This is a genomic window from Paenibacillus sp. Dod16, from assembly GCF_049893405.1.
GTDB lineage: Bacteria > Bacillota > Bacilli > Paenibacillales > Paenibacillaceae > Paenibacillus_AQ.
Window position 1 is genome coordinate 80,514 of the sequence record NZ_JBNDYG010000035.1, and the last position, 16,952, is coordinate 97,465.

The window sequence follows — 16,952 nt, forward strand, 5'->3', positions numbered from 1 at the left end:
CAATGCTTCTTGGAATACTTTCTTAAACACTTCTCTAAAACGCTTCTTTGAAACACTTCCCTGAAACGTTCTTTGAAACACTTCTCTGGAACACTTCTCTGGAACACTTCTCTGGAACACTTCTTAGGGAATCCTTCATTTCGAACTCTTGCTATCAAGGTTTCAAGAACCTGACCGCGCGACCACCGTAAACGGCACCTCAATCCGCTGCCCGTCTGCTGTCTCAACGACAAACAGCCACGTTCCCGGTGTTGTATTAAAGCCTACGTTCCATTCCCATTCGATATAGCCGTTCTCGTCCGCGGTTTCCCAGCCCAAATATTTAGCCGTACTCAGACCACTCTTATAATAGACTGACAATTGAGCACTGCTGCCCGGCTCCACTCGTACTTTTACCTTAGCCTGCTTGCTGGCAACGGCCGGATTCGGCTTCTCCAACAGCTCGATAGCCCCGTTCGTCCCCGAGCCATCCCCTGAACCCATCCCTCCTTCGCCGGTGTCGCCAATCCATAATCTCTCCTGAGCCTTTGCCTGCAGCACGATGCGTTTGTTCAAGAAAGGAACCCGGATCGGAAGCGCGTAATTCACCTCAATGCCGAAATAGGGACTCGCCCCGCTCTTCAAATTGGGAATGTGAACATTGGACACATGGATTCGATCATAGTCCAGAAGATGTTCAGGCATAAATGGCTTCAGCATCGGCTTAACCACGGGATCGAGTACGGCTTCCACGGTTTGGTTCTTAAGCTGCTGCAGCGGCTCCTCGCCTGACGCTACGGCTTGCGTTATCCACTCATGAACAGGAGAAGGAAGAGAGTCGCTGTAATTCGAAACCCAATCAGAAAGTGACAATTTGGGAATCTCCCAATGGGATGTGCTTGGTGAGCCCTCTCCTGTTCCACTACCATCGGAATTGGCCTGCACGGCTAGCGAGACGGGATACATATGAGCCGCTACGATTTTGACCGTATCCGAAACGGTACTCTGGAGTGCTGTCGATATCAACGTCATTTGCACGATATAAATGAGGAAAATGACAAAAAACATAAACATCGGCAGCACAAGCGCAGCTTCCACCACCATGCTTCCTTGTTCCGATGACGCTTTACCTTTATGGAGAGGTTTCTGTATTACCGATAATCGTTTCATTCAAGTACCCCTAATCCTAATAGGAAAAATCCGCCTTGCGCTTTACCATGTAACGATTTCCCTGAACTTCGTCCCCATCGCTTCCAAATACAACGCCGATCGCTTTCGTCACCCCTGGAAGAAACCATAAACGCATGGCCGTCTTGACCTCTCCTGAAGCGTAGGTAAATCGCTCCGCAGGATTGGTGCCGGTGTTCAATCGAATCAATGCCAACATGCGCGACAGCTTCTTCTCGTTATTGCTGTGAATAAACAAAAATATTCGTAAATGATCTCTGTAAGTCAGCTCAATGGGGGCATACTTGGATAGCTGAACACTCCCCTTCTGACACAACTGGATCATATCCTCTATGGCCTTCTCAATCCCATACAGAATGGCTGCCGCCAAAATCGCCAACGGATTTCCTAATTTACTATTCACAATGAATCCTTCCATCGTCCGGACCGCGAGTCTGGAAGAAAAAATCTCTGCATAAGCCGCCGATATATTCCCAGCGGGGTTATGAAATCCGTATAGAATGTACTCCACTTCCTGGTTCCCAATGTCGAATTCCTGGACGACATCTCCGCCGGTGTTGGAACCATCAACCATTCCGGTTAATTTCCCAATATCAAAATGCTGATAATAATGAACGGCGTACTCATTTTGAAACAGTTCATCCCTGACACCGCCAAGCACGTTCCCCATAAATCCAAACATACCGTCCATATTATCCATTGCCTGTTTACCGGCATCATACGGATCATCGTCCATAGGTTTGCCCTTACTCATGCTGTCCGCTTCGGCATTAAATTGAAGACTTTCGTCATAGTACTGCTGGAGTTCACGGAACTCATCCATAATCGCCTGATGTTGTCCATTCAACCCGTTAATTGACTCAATGACTTTGGATGCCTGCTTCAGCTTCTGATTGGCCTGCTTCTCCATCGCCTTCCGTTCCTTGTCCGATGTGCGGAACTGTTCCAATGACGCCTGCTGCCGATCTATAATATTTCCACTGCCTGATGCTCCATAATTAGAAACAAAACGCTCTAATGTGCGACTGGCTTCAAACACCGTTCCCTTCATTCCCTCCCCCCCTAGAGAAGACTGAAGAGTGGTTACTGCTCGTCCAACCTGTTGGTATCGACTCTCCTGGCTGTCAATCTCTTGCCGGAAGGCGTTCAAGAATTCATCGCTATGAATCAATTTGTCAGCTTGCTTCCGTATGGATTGAATCATCTCCGCTTCTGCCCCGGAAGAATCGTTAGACCCTGGCGTTACATCATTCGTGACCAGATCATATCCCCAATTAGATGAACGACTCTCGGAATCCTTGATGACCTGCTTCATCTCTTCATTCAGATTCCTTGCTTCCTCCCATAATTGATGTGCATCTGAGAGCAGCTTGTCATTCTCCCTCTGAATTCGGCTGGCCTCCCTCGAAATCTGTGAGCCAATGGAAGAAATTCCGCTCCGGTAAGCCATGAGCAGCAGCGTATACTGTTGTTCCTTGGGAGGCCTGTCCGCATCCTCCTGTTGTTTAGCCTTATAATCCTCGTATTGTGATGCCACATCAGCGGCGGTATACATCCTGCTCCCCAGCGAAGTGTCGGAGATCGATTGTCCCGGCGGATCCATAACCAGCTTCGAAAGCCGGATTGCATGCTCCCCTGCCTTACGCTGCTTTGCCAGCATCTCATCCAGTGCCGCTTCCCGCTTGTCATACAATTTGCGAAGCTTCTTAAGGGCATCTGCCGTATTGGAAGCTTCCTTCATGGACTGCGATAACGGTTTGAACTTATTGACTAATTCCAAAGTGAAATCAATCGGCGCTTTATACTTCATTTCCTCAATAATCTGCCGGTTGAATATGTCATAAGTCCCTAGCGGACGCTGCAGATCAAGACCCGAACTATCGAGCTCCATTGCCATTAACCGGAATGCATCGCTCCGTTCTCCCGGATTCATGCTGTCATTCAGCACATTGCCCATAATGAGATCGCCACTGGTGTCCCCAAGGGCATATAATCCATATTCCTTCTGAAGCTGCGGATCATAGGAGGACATTACGGAGCGTACGGCGGCTCTGGTCAGCCTTTCGCTCTGTACCTTCATCGCTGCTATGCGGGAATAATCAATAAAGATAGCTACAAACATGAATACAGCAGCCAGGGCGATAATCAAAAAAACAGATACAGATCCATCGGAAGATCGGCCACCCTCTCTCCTTCTCCGACTCGACCGTGCTTCCCTACGCTTCGTCATGACTATCGCGAACCTCCGAACTTTTGTAGAACTTCTCCTGCGGCAGTCTTATCCGTTCCGTTTCTCCCGCCTTGAAACTTCGATCCGTAATATCGCATTAGATCCACCGTGCGAATAAATTCAACAGGATCCACCACGATCGATTGTGCGCTGACCTTGATCTGGCCTCCATCGTCCAATATTCGGCTCAATGGCGTCAGAGATACCTGCTCATTTAACGAAGTCGTTACCTTTCGAATGAGCAACTGATTGGTATAACTCATCTCTCCCGCCATGCTTGTGGGAACAGCCGTGCCGCCCTTGGACATTTTGAGTTCAGGCAGTTTCCCGCCCCCTTCTTCGCCATGCGGCAATGAAATGGACTTCGTTTTCTCACCCCCAGCCAAGCCGAATAGAGTTCCTATAACTTGATCATCCGTCAACCGCCAATATAGCGAATCATATTGTCCCTGCTCTACGGATCCCGTGGCTGCAATCTTATGGCTGTTATCCCAGCTATACGCAGTCCGCTCGGATGCTGCAGCTGAAGCCTGGACCAGCATAGACTGTTGATAGACGTACAAGCATAGGAACAGCAGCAATACCGTCACCATCAACACGATGGGAAGCACCAGGGAAGCTTCCACCGTGAAGCTCCCTGACTCATCCTTCCATCTTCTCTGAAACCCTTTACTCAAGAAAACCTTTACTTTTATTGTCAATATTACGAAACAAATTATTAACCAACGCCGTAATCTTATCTTTAAATATCAGCGCGATAATCAAAATAACGACAAGGATCAGAATCATCTCAAGTGTTCCGATTCCTTTCTCATCCTTCCAAAAAGCTTTCAAACCGCTCTTTACCATGGACAACATCATAACGCATACACCGATCCCTTCTACATGTTCATCATCATAAATGCAGGCGCTCCGAGCAAAACAATCACGATCATGAAAATGACCACCATTGGCAGCACCAGCTTTGAGGAGGCCTGCTCCCCCCTTGTTCTTCCGATGGCCTTACGCTTCTCCCAGAGCACTCGGGACAAATCGCGCAGTGCCAAAACAAAGTCATTCCCGCCGCGTCGAAAATTAAGCAAAACGGTTGTTGTGAATATCGATACTTCCTGAACGCCACAACGTTTATTGAACTGCTCGAAGGCTTGCTGAAACGGATGGCCGCCTTCCCATTCAAGCACCATTCGCTTCAGCTCGACATACAGAGGGTGGTTCAAATCCTTATTCCGCTCTACACAATGAATGACCGCCCGCTGCACCGTCTCGCCGGCGCCAACAAGTAACACAATTTTGTTTAGGAGCTCCGGCAGCTCCATAACGATATCCTGCTCGCGCAACATTACCTTTTTGTGGAGATCCTTTGCCATAGCAACAGGCAGCAACACCCCCAATCCCAATCCAGCCAGAAGTCCGGTGACATCTCCCGACAACAATGACCATATACAGCCACCAATCAAAATGAGCCATGTATAAGCAAGAGCCTCGGCCATAAACAACAACGTCATTTCTGCGCTGTGCCGCAAGCCATGGATCTTCTGGACGGAGCCCTGCATCCGATAGAACACGATCAGAAAACGCATCGGAATCTTTCCCTGCTCCAGCAGGAACAACAGAGGCGGTGTTAACCGTTGCAGCCTGAGACCTTCCATGGGCACTTTACTGAGACGATGGTATCGTTCACCGCACATATGATTCAGCACCACCCAACCACCCACAAGCAGAACCACCAACGTGCCCGCTACCCATGTCAACATGGCCGCCTCACCTCCTTACACCTTGATATTCATCATTTTGCTGATCCACAGGAAGCAGCCTCCTAGAGCGGCCAGGGCAAAAGAAGAGATCACAATCCCCGGCCCGCTGTACATCGTCTCCATATAATCGGGAGACGTCAGGTTCATGAACAGCAGCAGCAGGAACGGCGCAGCCAGCAGTGCCTTGGATTCGAACCGCTTCTGGGCGATCATCACGGATATCTCCTGCTGAATATCCAGCATTTCTCCGATGACTGAAGAAGTTCTCCGCACGACTTCAACCAGATCGCCGCCTGTTCGTTTGCAAGTCGAGAAGACATCGGCAAAATTGTCCATATCCTCCATCCCCGCTCTTCGGGCAAAATCCTGCAAAGCCACTTCAATAGGCTCGCCGTACTCCATCCGAGACACGATGACTTTGAGCTCAAAGATCAGATCGCTGGTGCCTCCGGGATCCAGCAGCAGCAAATCCTGTACCGCGTCCCTGAACCCATTCTCTACGGAGCGGCCAGCGGACAATGATGAGGACAAGGAATACAAAGCTTGTTTGAAGTGAAGATTCAGTGTCTTGCGCCTGCGTTCCAGCATAAACCGTCTCCAAAATTTAGGGGTCGTCAGACCTGCCGTTCCAAGCAGCAGCGACAAAATCAGATTGTGATAAAACAGATAACCGATGGAGAAAAATATAAGACAGCCAAGGATAATGCATCCCATTCTCTGTCTCATCGAGAGATGATAGACGCCGTAATCCGGAAGAGTGTTGGTTCGAGCTGGAGCAGCTTGCTCACGCTTTCCAGCTCCATTCCTCTTCATGATCACCCGCTCACCTTGACCCTCTTCCGGAGTCAAGACTGAACCTTCATATCGCTTCACGATGTCACCTCCAACATCTTCTGCAGCGGCCAAGTCGCAATCCCAGCCATATGAAGCTTGTCCGACGATTGAAGCGGATTGCCGCAAGACTCCAGACGCCCAATCACCCGGCCGCCCGATTCGCCCGTTTCACGGAACCGGTACAGCGGATTCAGCACCACCTCGCCATCGCTCATTCCGATCACTTCGCTAATCTCCGTTACGCGTCGCGATCGATCCCTTAACCGGGATAAATGCACAAATATATCAATCGCCGAGCTAATCTGCTGGCGGACTACGCTGATCGGAAGATCCGCACCGCTCAGCACCATCGTTTCCAAACGGCTGATCATGTCCTGCGTGCTGTTGGCGTGCCCCGTCGACAAACTTCCGTCATGCCCGGTATTCATCGCCTGCAGCATATCCAGCGCCTCGCTTCCCCGCACCTCGCCCACCACGATCCGGTTGGGGCGCATCCGTAGCGAGGATCGGATCAGATCGCGTATCGCGATCTCCCCCCGGCCTTCCGTGTTGGCATTCCGGGTCTCCAGCGACACGAGGTTCGGGACCGTCACGATCTTCAGCTCCGCCGAATCCTCAATCGTGATGACACGTTCATCAGGCGGAATATACTGCGATAATGCATTCAGGAAAGTCGTCTTCCCCGAACCCGTCCCTCCGCCTATAAAAATATTGTATTTACCCTTGACCAATATCCGAAGCTGCTCCGCTGCCTCCTCTGTTAGCGCGCCCCTTCCAACCAGGTCATCCATCGTCATCGGCGATTCCGGAAACTTACGGATCGTCATGGTCGGCCCTTTCAGCGCTATTGGAGGCAGTACGATATTTACCCGCGAGCCATCCTTCAATCTGGCGTCAACGATGGGGGTGGATTCATTCACCACCCGGTTTACCGTACCGACAATGCTCTGAATGATATCCTCCAGGCGGCTCTGCGATTCGAATTGGAGCGGCAGCTTCTTCACCTCGCCATCCTGCTCTATGAATATGTCCTGGTGGCTGTTAATCATAATTTCCGTAATTCGAGGATTATCCACTAATGGTTGAAGCACATCCAACCCGCGAAATGAATCAAATACCCTCCGCACCAGCCTCCGCTTCTCGGCGGCTGTCAGCTCCATAAGCTCGCGTCTTCTCCATATCAGTTCCTCGATGCGGGCCATCAATTCCGAATTGTTAATGCTCGCACTCATATCAAGCTCGGAACGAACCTGGTCACGAACCGACTTGAACGGATCCTCCATCATCACTGCTCACCACCCGCTTGCACTGGTGTGATACTTGAGCCCTCCAGCAGCTGCTGGCAGAGCTTCAATACCTCTCTCTGATAGATGGGTGAGGACAACAGCAGTTCTTCCCGATGGAGCTGTTTCCATGAAGGAATATAAGGCAGTACGCTGTCTATGCTTATATCCTTGCGGGGGAATCCGTTAACAAGTTGCCCTGTGTACCGATTGACAATGAATCGGCTCCGCTTCTTCACGCTTCCGAAAAGCGCGGGAATCTTGAGCTCCAATTGATCCATCCACACACCGCTCTTATACATACTTATGAGATCATCCAATAAAACCCAGATTAGTACCCCGGCCTGTTCAAGAACCGTCTGCATTCGTTCATCCATGCACCCCTCGGTATCCACGACAATGACATCATATTGATTGCACGATACGAGGGAAGCCAACAGCAAAGCCGTGTCCTCCATGGTCATCTCCGTGATTTCCTTCACGTTGAAGCTGGGCTCAAAGGAATCGCACTTCAGGCCATGATGTCTGATGATATAAGGGGTTACTGACAAATCGGTCCCCGAAGCCGTTTCTTGTGAGGCCTTAATGTCGTACAACAATCTTGAAAAGCTCCCCTCCATGCCCACCGAACCGGAAGGAAATAATGCACCGCTGTTCACCGTCTCCAAATTGAGATAGAACACCTTTAATCCCAGCACGCCCAGCTGCTTCGCCATGTTCATGGCTATCGTTGACTTCCCGCTCCCGCTCAGGGGAGATACAATGCCAATCACCGAGGTTGTTCCGACATTCAATTTCTCCAGCGCTCCACCGCTTCGCTTACAGTGGGTGATGATGACTTCCATCAGCTGAGGCAGCGGTTGATACTTGAATGTACTGCTGCCGCCCTCTACAAGAGAAGAAGATGAATGACCTTCACTTAGAAGCAGCCACGGAACCGAAGTCTCCCCCCGGCTAAGCCAGCTCTCCAGCATTTCCGTATCCCCCACGACCAGATTGGGCACTTCTCCCACTTCCATATAATGTAGAAATGAATCGATGCGGGTAAATGCGGTCACCTGAAGAGCCGATCCGTAAGAACTTCCATGCAAATAACTCAGCAGCGGTTCAACATACCGGGAATCCTGCACTGCCAGCACAAGTCGGGCCGGTATCATAAATCCAATCCCTCTCTTCTGTAACAACGCCAAAAAAGCACCGTCCAAGGCCGCAATATGCGGTCCATGAACGGTGCTTCCGTTGTCTGTTATAATTTGACATTAGAATATCACAGTTGCAGCAGAACGGCAAGATATTATTTTGATATACAGATAGCCCTTATTCACTATTGTCAAAACAAGGATATATGTCCTACTATATAGGCTTAGAACGAATGTTCTCTATATAAGAACTACTTATATAGAACCAACATTACATAAACTCCTAAACCATCTGAACCAAACTTCCAAGCCAGGAGCGTGACAACAAGTGAACAAACGAATGTTAACCGCTATGCTAACCGCCTTGCTGCTAGTATCAGGCTGCAGCCAGCCGCTGATGTCCCCGGCGACATCAAACCATGAAACCGCAACAACCGTTAAATCCGAAGCCAAGTCAAACACCAGCACGACCAATTCAAAACAAACGACCTATCCAACCGATGATCTGAATCTTCCGCGGGTAGCCGTGGAACTGGTTAAAGCCGTTGACGGACTATCACCATAATTCTGCGCATATTTCTACTGTACAAATTATATAGCAAGAAAACCCTTATAAAGAGCGATATTGCGCTCTTTTTTTGATTTCTATTTGTGTACATATTCCCATGTTGTGATATTATAGAAATCGACAGATATCTGCATAACTTTACCAGAAATCGAATGTACATATTATCCATTGGGGGGGATATTTTGTTGATAGCTGAGGGTATCGCTCAAAATAATGTGGTAGCTTTTGACCATCCCGATCCATATGAGTTTGTGATGGTTCCGGTCTGGTTGGATTGGCATAAATTAAGGGATGGTAGTGTTGTTAGGAAACAGGTTGCCGCTATTGGATTGAAGAACAAGGATTTAGATGTTCATACCATTCACCCCGTAAGCAATTTTATTTTGATTTGGAAGTGGAGATCCAGCGAATATAATACTCAAAGGAAACATGCGAACAATTTGGTCAAATTTCTTAATTACCTGCTGGCCAACAAGCGTAATCTCAATATTACGAGTCTGTCCGACCTATCTATTACGATTGGGAATACATACTTGAACAGTCTGACAAATAATGAACTAAGAAGAGATACGATCCTGGATGCCGGGAGAACATTGACCTATTTTTATCTATGGCTTAGTAATCAAGATTGTCTTCCTTATGTTGATAAAAAGATACTCGAAATTAATAAAATGACTAACCCCCATAATGGCAGGACTTATTTTGAGTCCATTTTTAGTCCCATCCTTCCTAGCCGGACCACAGTGAATAGAAAGCACTTGTTTCCTGTTAAATACTTACCACTTCTTTTTGAAATAGCTATTTTATATGCTCATCCCATCGCGTTTGGATTGTATTTGCAAATCTTTGGTGGCCTAAGAATCGGAGAAGTTGTCAATTTGAAGCGGACAAGCTTTAGAAAAAGAATGGATAGTGCAGACTTCCTGATTGATGTTCGGGAGAGACAGTTTAGAACAGATATCAAGGATAGTTCCGGATCCAATTATGTTAAAAAAGCAAGGAATCAACTCATCCTCCAGATCAAAGACTGGGGAGATATTTTATATCGTGACCATGTGGAATTTTATAAAGGTAAAGATGCGAACCAAACAGGTGCATTATTTTTGAATAGAGACGGTAAACCGATGACTGCAAAGAGCTACAGCCAGTATTTTTACAAGCTCAAAGATAAATTTATAAACTTTCTTAAAGATTACGGCAGTGTCGAGGATAAGGTGATAGCCGCGGATCTTCAATTTTCGAACTGGGCTACACATATTTGCAGAGGTACGTTCACCAATTTAATTGCTGAAGAAATAGAGAATCCAGCAGAGTTAATGTTCCTTAGAGGAGACAGCGATTTACTTTCTTGTCTTCCCTACTTGGCGAATACTGAGCGCGTCCGGAGGAAAGTTGAGGAGCGAATCAATCACATGCATACCGATTATGTACCTCGACTTATTGAACGAAGCAATGAGTTTAAATAAAGCGGGTGTAATGATGGGGGATTACAAACAATATTTATCGGTTTCCGAGGTTGCAAAGATGCTGAGCTTAGGAAAAAGTACGTTGTCAAAAAAGCTTGCTGGTACCTCAATTAAAGGAGTAATACGTGATGCGAAAATAATAAAGATTGATCCAGAAGCAATTCCCGAAATCAAGAAAATGCTGGGTTATAACGATAAATTCAATAAGATGAATTTTTTATCCACAAACGAGGTTGCTAAGTACCTGAAGTCATTAGGAATCAATGCCAAGAGGACGGATATTAGCAACTGGATTAGAAGCAAGAACATTTCATCGATTCTGCACATGGGTTATCGATATATTGAACAAAGTGAGTGTGTTCGTCTTGCACAACTTATCAAGAATGAACGAATGGTCCCCAGCGGTTATTACTCTATTGAGGACGCCGCGAAGTTAATCAAGGTATTTCCTGGTACAATTGCGAAATGGGCTTCTGATGGCGATATTGAGTCAAAGTTCGTAGTAGTTGACCATTATAAGAGACTTTATGTCGCGACTGACAAGTTATCGGACGTTAAACTAAGAAAGTCATTTAGTGGTCTAAAAAACCTGCAGAATGCAAATATCGAAAAGTTGAAGAAACAAAGTATTTCTTCGATCACTAATCGAAAAATAAAATTTAACGGTAAGAATGATCAAATATTGGACACGACTCAAAAATGGCTAACGACGTATGAAGTCGGACAAATGCTTAACATCACATATAAAACTGTACAAGCGTTTTTGCGGCAAGGTAAATTCCCCAATGCAATCAAAGACAAAAATGTTTGGTTCATCTCGGAGTCTGACGCATTAAACTATCAGCAAGCCAAAACCAAAAAAAGTGGTACTATACGCGGCTCTGTCGAGAAGTTAGAAATACCAGAAGAGTACCTTAAAGTTAATCAAGTCGCGGCTCTTCTTAATGTGAAAAGCGACTCCATTTATACTTTAATACAAAAGGGTTCTTTTCCATCTGCCAAAAAAATCAATAATAATCGTTGGATCATTCATGAAAAAGATATTGAAAAATACCGGGAGAGTAAACACAAACATCATGCATCAAAAATAAAGAAGAGTGGGCCGAAGCTTCTACCTGAATCAGAATCAAGGCTACTCCCACCAAAACGAATACATAGAAATAGATATCCAGTAACAAAAGAGTTCGTTCCTCCCGAAGGATATATGAAAGTAGAACAATTGGCCGAACTTCTTAATCAATCGAAAGCTGCAATTACCAAAATGATACGCAGCGGTTTATTTCCTACTGCACGAAAAGAGAATCGATATTGGATTATCACAAGTTCGGATTTTGACGAATATCTAAAAAACAAAGATAGGTCGACAGTTAAATTTGGCAAGCATGAGGTCATTCAAGAACTTCTTGATTATCTAGCAAGCGTGGCAGTGTCCCATGTTATTACGAAGACCCATCAGCTTTATTGTGATTATGCCCAAACAAGATTAAATGCAACAGGCGGTAGATCGAGTAATTTACGGAGAGTTTTGAATCATTTGAAAAAGCTCTACAGAGAAATCATTCACAAGCTTCCGAGCGAAATTCATGAATTATCCTATGATGAAATCGAAGCCATTCTTACGAACCATATACATTCTAGTCCGGTTCGTGAACACTATGTTCTTTTTCTGAAATATTCCTATCAAACCATGGGGATCGAGCCGGAAAGAGAATACATGTTCTCAAGGAAACATAAATCAAACGAAACTAAAATAAGAGATGATATATATTCTCCGGATATCTATCGGCGTTTTGAACATCATGTCAAGCAAATCGATGAACATATAAAAAAGGCAAAAACGGATCGTTATTATGCGAACATGTGGGTTATGGTCACGATGCTGCTTACCAATGCATGGCGGCCAAGTGATATCATTTTTGAAATGCCACGACTCGACGTTGATGTGGTTGGCGTAAATTCCTTGGAATGGTTCCAGCATCACAAGCTATCCCTTCAGGACTGTCAGATGATTATCAACCAATTGTACTTGAAACTGCGTGACGTAAACGTTTCGAAAACGAATGCAACACTTCACTTCCTCGTCGCTCCAGATATCGTGGAGTGTTTAGCAACGGCTTGTGTATTATCTGAACTTCATTGTAGGACTCTGGATTCTAATATGCTGGAAGATAAGCGGCGCTTGCTCGGCACATTCATCGTTGGGAGTCAGCCAGATAGTATATATGCACAAACATCTGGACAAGAGGCACACATGAGGTTTCTTGAAACAGATCCAAAACTACAGCCTTTTAGCAGTCGAAAATTAAACAATAGTACAATGACCTATTTGTTTTTCGATATTACCGAGGATGATCAGGATAACGCTGAATTAGCCATTGAGATACCAAAATGGGTCCGATCTCACGAGGATGTAAACACAACCGCTGTCTACATTAAAGTTACAAATAAAGACGGCTCTATGGATCGCGTGGCCATGAATTTATTTAAAAGAGGACACTTTGGATGGTTGTATAACTTTATGGTTCGTCTAGCTTGTAGCCAGCAAGGACATGCTCAAAAACTCGAAGAAAGAACCGCAACCATTCAAGCTCTAAGAACAGAATATACACCCATACAGTTGGAAGGATGGGCCAAGTCAGTAATTCAAAAGAATCAAGGCAGAGAAACCGTTATCCAAAGATTGAGTAAAATGCCAACGGATTTTCTTAAAAGACTAATCATTGAAATTTATAAGGGAAATACGCCTTCACGTGATGGCTGCGGCCAATGCTTGCGTTTTCCTGAATGTGAGTTCCCTCAACGTAAAACATGTATAGGTTGTCCAGAATTTATCCCACAGGTTCAAGAGGTAATGATAGAAGCGAGAAGAGAATTTTTTCGCCTCATTGAATCCATAAAAAACAGTCATTCCGAGACAATTATTCAGCGAGACTCTTTTTTCTTATACAACATTCTCTTATTGTTCCAAGAAGCAACGCAAGCGTTTGGAGTTGACACAGTAAATGGCTTTATTTCAGCTGATCTGAGGAAAGAATCTCTATTTAATATAGCCGATAAAATAAAAATTGACCGATAGGAGGATGCATTTCGTGGAACTGATAAAAGATTTGCATCACCGCGGAATCAGTAAAGTATATGTCGTGGAGCAAGTCCGATTTAATGGGCATGATACCCCTAAATATGTCGAGGTTTTCAATGAGTTGAGAAATGAGGGGTATATTATCGCTTCCACTTATGGGGATATCGTTTGGAAATTGCCTTGTTATACTACAAACCTGTATTTTCATCTGCGTTTTGACCTGGAGGTATTCAGAGAATTGAATCAAGCGCTACGGATGTATTCCGTGATGCTTATAGCAAAAGGAAAATCAGTGTCGTGGATATGGTCAACAATCGATTGTATAAAAAAACTAGGTATGGTGACGAACGAATTTTCCAAACCAGAGCAATTAGAAGAATACCTCTCAGATCCTTCAAATTCACAAGCATACTATATGGCAAGAACTTTATTAAATTTCATTGATTTTTATCCGACCGATCAAGCTACGCGATTTCATGATATTTGTCAAAAGTTTAGCGAATCTGAACGTAAACGTCGCGAGCTTCCTCCTCTTATGGATATTCTGATATTTGACGATGCAGTGAATAATTACTTTCGCCAAGCTCGATTCGCTGATGAACATCTTCGTTATAAACCGATTCAACTCTGGTGGGCAATAACCAATATTATACCCATGCGACCAAACGAATTTCTCAGGTTAAGGATTGACTGTACAGAATGTGCGGCGGATGGAACATATTGGATTACAATTCCAAGATCTAAAAAAGTTAAGCAATCCGTCAGGGATATATCCCCTACTCAAACTTTTCAAATCTCTAGGGAAATTTACGACCTTATTAAGGAATTTCAAGTTATTTTGTCCAAACACAACATGGAATCCGATTATTTATTACCTCAAAAATACTATAAAAACTTCAGTTCTTTTCATCTTGGCGGAACCTCAAACGGTGTGGAAAACAGGTGGAATTCAGCTCAATTTCGTGCACTTTTAAAACACTTTAACCAAAATGTACTATGTAAGTTTTATCATGAGTCGTATACTGCTGAATTACTACCATCCCACACTCGGCACCTGGCCATCATTAATTTGTTCTTACAAGGTTTTAACATGCTAACCATTGCGAAAATGGCCGGTCATTCGGAGATCAACTCGCCAAGTCATTACTATACACATGCCGAAAACTTTGTCCAATCCTATGTGTACAACCTTGTAAGATCAGGCATGTCCAACAACATCGGTCGTCGAATGTCCGACGGTTTTATTGGCTGGAGACGAGCTGCGGTTGACAGAGGAAAAATGTATTCATATGAACAAGCACAAGCATTTCGTCCGGTAGATTACGGTTTTTGCAAAGATGACGACTTCCCTAATCATTGCGGTGAGGATTGCCGTCCCTGCCCTTATTTTATATTTAAACCAAGCATTAACGATCACGAAAGAGCGCTTAAGTGGCTTGAAGATTATTCGATAATTCTTCAAAAGCAGGCTAATGATGTAATCAGGCATATGATCGCAACGAGTAAAGCATTATCTTCTATTGTTCGTCCGGATTTAGAGGAATCTCTGAAGTTAAAATCTAGACAATTACAGCAGTTGATGGATCATTGTGCATCCATTGAGTTACTGATAATGGAGGACCTGTCAAATGAATAACAAACCTAAAAAAACGATGATAGATTCTTCGAAAAAGCGAGGGCCTAAAGAAAAGCTATCTGATCAGGAAATGAAGGAATTGGCCATGAAAATAAAAACTAAATTCAAACATCAGCAATTAACCTATTCGTTGCTTGAACGTGAAACGGGTATTGGCCGAAATACCTGGATGCGGCGCATTAAAGAATACATTAATGACTTAAATACCCCAATCTCACGCAGCATTGGTCTATCCGAAGGAGATGAGGTGTATTTCCCCAACATCGAGTTTCTCTTTGAAATTTATGGACAAAACAAACAAAAATTAATAAATGAGCTCCATCATTTTGAACTGATGTTTCAGGACTTGTATAAAGAACGTCATTCCCTTCTTGAACAATTGAAAAAGCTGGAGGGAGCTACTGAGAAAATAGAAGAATATAAACGCGAACTGTCAAAGCTTAAACAACAAGTTATACACTATAAAACCATGTATGAGAAGGTCGCTGTTTCAAGTGTAGAGCCTCACCTGAGAGAAGAGTATGGTCTTACGAATAATGTAATAGAATTTAGCAATAGAAATCAAGAATGCTTAGATTTAAAAAATTTAAAGGATCATTTTCCCGCATTAAATCAAATCGACTACAAGCAAGAAAACAGAAACAATAATATGAGCAAATTACAAAATCAATTTCCTGATCTTTTTTAATTAACAAAACTAATCGAGGAGTTACGATGAGAAATTATTTTATTTTCTTTTTACTTATTTTCATCTTCATGTCAAGTTGTTCACAAGCTGAAAATCAGCGCAAGCAGACAGATGCATTTATAACTCAAATTTTGTTGGATTATCCTGAATTGAAAGATAAAAAGTATGAACTTACAACCGTTACGCGCATCGTGGATGGCGACACATTCGAGACGGAGTCCGGCCAGAAGGTTAGGCTAGTTGGAGTAAACACTCCCGAAAGTTTTGGAAAAGTAGAATTCTTTGGTAAAGAAGCGAGCAATTTCAGTCATGAACGATTAAACGGTAAAACGGTGTATATGTTTCAAGACACCGGAGATAAAGACAGGTACGGAAGATTATTACGATATATTTTCATTGAGAATGAAAAAACAATGTATAACGAGATACTTCTAATCGAGGGATATGCGAATACCATGACAGTACCACCGAATGTAATGTACTCGAAAAAATTTGTCGAGCTTGAACGTGAGGCTAGGGAGAATAATAAAGGTTTATGGGGGGAGGGAAGCAAGGAACAAGTCTTAAAAAACAACAAATGTGCTAAGCCAAAAATCAAAGGAAACATTAATTCAAAAAACGAAAAGATTTATCATATACCAGGTGGCCGTAATTACGAAGAAACCAAAGCTGAAGAAATGTATTGTTCCGAAGAAGAAGCTATTGCCGCTGGATATAGGAAAGCTAAATATTAAAGATAAATACGCATGTGTTTTAGGGTTTGTCAAGAAATGATCTTCACCTCGAAAGATTCTATTACCAGTAGTTTTCCCGAGATAAGCAGGACTTCTGCTCTGGATCAATTGCCACGCAGCAGGTCTGTTATCAAGCGATCTTCGAGAAGGCATTTTATTAATGAGTTGATAAAAGGAAAGAATTATATAATGTTGCTCCTTATATAAGGCAAAAAAAGAAGGATAGACATAATTTGTAAAATGTACCCCGTAGAGTAGACACCTAAAAAAGGTCTACTCTACGGGGTACTTTTCTATATACTTAAGGAAATAAAATTCGGGGAGAAAACCATGAGTATTAAGTTATTTAGTCAACGTGATGTGAACAAGATAAA

Annotated in this window: 14 protein-coding genes; 6 read left to right on the plus strand and 8 right to left on the minus strand. The window is 44.2% G+C overall.

Annotated elements, in window-relative coordinates; translation table 11 throughout:
- Window positions 1–162: 162 nt before the first annotated feature.
- The 8 genes from ACPV3A_RS24395 to ACPV3A_RS24430 all read right to left on the minus strand — a co-directional run bounded on the left by ACPV3A_RS24395 (window position 163) and on the right by ACPV3A_RS24430 (window position 8,425).
- Window positions 163–1,083 (minus strand): TadE/TadG family type IV pilus assembly protein, encoded by a 921-nt coding sequence (locus ACPV3A_RS24395; RefSeq protein ID WP_426201769.1) that lies wholly within the window; start codon window positions 1,081–1,083, stop codon window positions 163–165.
- Window positions 1,084–1,165: 82 nt separating this feature from the next.
- Window positions 1,166–3,397, minus strand: coding sequence for a hypothetical protein (locus ACPV3A_RS24400; protein WP_426201747.1), 2,232 nt, complete (start codon window positions 3,395–3,397; stop codon window positions 1,166–1,168).
- 2 nt (window positions 3,398–3,399) lie between these two features.
- Window positions 3,400–4,023 (minus strand): TadE family protein, encoded by a 624-nt coding sequence (locus ACPV3A_RS24405; RefSeq protein ID WP_426201748.1) that lies wholly within the window; start codon window positions 4,021–4,023, stop codon window positions 3,400–3,402.
- 43 nt (window positions 4,024–4,066) lie between these two features.
- Window positions 4,067–4,258 (minus strand): Flp1 family type IVb pilin, encoded by a 192-nt coding sequence (locus ACPV3A_RS24410; protein WP_098748904.1) that lies wholly within the window; start codon window positions 4,256–4,258, stop codon window positions 4,067–4,069.
- A gap of 20 nt (window positions 4,259–4,278) precedes the next feature.
- The gene (locus ACPV3A_RS24415) at window positions 4,279–5,151 is read right to left on the minus strand and encodes a type II secretion system F family protein (RefSeq protein WP_426201750.1); all 873 of its coding nucleotides are present in this window, start codon (window positions 5,149–5,151) and stop codon (window positions 4,279–4,281) included.
- A gap of 15 nt (window positions 5,152–5,166) precedes the next feature.
- The gene (locus tag ACPV3A_RS24420; protein ID WP_426201771.1) at window positions 5,167–5,964 is read right to left on the minus strand and encodes a type II secretion system F family protein; all 798 of its coding nucleotides are present in this window, start codon (window positions 5,962–5,964) and stop codon (window positions 5,167–5,169) included.
- Between the two features lie 56 nt (window positions 5,965–6,020).
- Window positions 6,021–7,271 carry a CpaF family protein gene (locus ACPV3A_RS24425; RefSeq protein WP_426201752.1) on the minus strand — a complete coding sequence of 417 codons (1,251 nt, stop codon included), beginning with the start codon at window positions 7,269–7,271 and terminating at the stop codon, window positions 6,021–6,023.
- On the minus strand, window positions 7,271–8,425 hold the full coding sequence (locus ACPV3A_RS24430; RefSeq protein ID WP_426201754.1) for a hypothetical protein: 1,155 nt from the start codon (window positions 8,423–8,425) through the stop codon (window positions 7,271–7,273). Before ACPV3A_RS24430 ends, ACPV3A_RS24425 begins: the two co-directional genes overlap by 1 nt.
- A gap of 310 nt (window positions 8,426–8,735) precedes the next feature.
- Between ACPV3A_RS24430 and ACPV3A_RS24435 the strand changes: the two genes are divergently transcribed.
- From ACPV3A_RS24435 to ACPV3A_RS24460, 6 genes are all read left to right on the plus strand, one after another.
- Entirely contained in the window at window positions 8,736–8,972 is a 237-nt protein-coding gene (locus ACPV3A_RS24435; RefSeq protein ID WP_426201756.1) for a hypothetical protein, read from the plus strand.
- Between the two features lie 185 nt (window positions 8,973–9,157).
- Window positions 9,158–10,441, plus strand: coding sequence for a hypothetical protein (locus tag ACPV3A_RS24440; protein WP_426201758.1), 1,284 nt, complete (start codon window positions 9,158–9,160; stop codon window positions 10,439–10,441).
- Window positions 10,416–13,517 carry a helix-turn-helix domain-containing protein gene (locus ACPV3A_RS24445; protein ID WP_426201759.1) on the plus strand — a complete coding sequence of 1,034 codons (3,102 nt, stop codon included), beginning with the start codon at window positions 10,416–10,418 and terminating at the stop codon, window positions 13,515–13,517. Before ACPV3A_RS24440 ends, ACPV3A_RS24445 begins: the two co-directional genes overlap by 26 nt.
- A gap of 13 nt (window positions 13,518–13,530) precedes the next feature.
- Complete coding sequence (locus tag ACPV3A_RS24450; protein WP_426201761.1) at window positions 13,531–15,156, plus strand: site-specific integrase; 1,626 nt, start codon at window positions 13,531–13,533, stop codon at window positions 15,154–15,156.
- The gene (locus ACPV3A_RS24455) at window positions 15,149–15,844 is read left to right on the plus strand and encodes a hypothetical protein (RefSeq protein ID WP_426201763.1); all 696 of its coding nucleotides are present in this window, start codon (window positions 15,149–15,151) and stop codon (window positions 15,842–15,844) included. The genes ACPV3A_RS24450 and ACPV3A_RS24455 overlap by 8 nt, the downstream gene beginning before the upstream one ends.
- 26 nt (window positions 15,845–15,870) lie before the next feature.
- Window positions 15,871–16,578: a thermonuclease family protein gene (locus tag ACPV3A_RS24460; protein WP_426201765.1), complete on the plus strand. Its 708-nt coding sequence runs from the start codon at window positions 15,871–15,873 to the stop codon at window positions 16,576–16,578.
- The last annotated feature ends 374 nt before the right edge of the window (window positions 16,579–16,952 follow it).

Excerpts from the sequence above, each read along its gene's own strand:
- ACPV3A_RS24395 (WP_426201769.1), bottom strand. The coding sequence starts at position 1,083 with ATGGTGGTGGAAGCTGCGCTTGTGCTGCCGATGTTTATGTTTTTTGTC.
- ACPV3A_RS24400 (WP_426201747.1), bottom strand. The coding sequence starts at position 3,397 with ATGACGAAGCGTAGGGAAGCACGGTCGAGTCGGAGAAGGAGAGAGGGT.
- ACPV3A_RS24410 (WP_098748904.1), bottom strand. The coding sequence starts at position 4,258 with ATGATGTTGTCCATGGTAAAGAGCGGTTTGAAAGCTTTTTGGAAGGAT.
- ACPV3A_RS24415 (WP_426201750.1), bottom strand. The coding sequence starts at position 5,151 with ATGTTGACATGGGTAGCGGGCACGTTGGTGGTTCTGCTTGTGGGTGGT.
- ACPV3A_RS24420 (WP_426201771.1), bottom strand. The coding sequence starts at position 5,964 with ATGAAGAGGAATGGAGCTGGAAAGCGTGAGCAAGCTGCTCCAGCTCGA.
- ACPV3A_RS24425 (WP_426201752.1), bottom strand. The coding sequence starts at position 7,271 with ATGATGGAGGATCCGTTCAAGTCGGTTCGTGACCAGGTTCGTTCCGAG.
- ACPV3A_RS24430 (WP_426201754.1), bottom strand. The coding sequence starts at position 8,425 with ATGATACCGGCCCGACTTGTGCTGGCAGTGCAGGATTCCCGGTATGTT.
- ACPV3A_RS24455 (WP_426201763.1), top strand. The coding sequence starts at position 15,149 with ATGAATAACAAACCTAAAAAAACGATGATAGATTCTTCGAAAAAGCGA.
- ACPV3A_RS24460 (WP_426201765.1), top strand. The coding sequence starts at position 15,871 with ATGAGAAATTATTTTATTTTCTTTTTACTTATTTTCATCTTCATGTCA.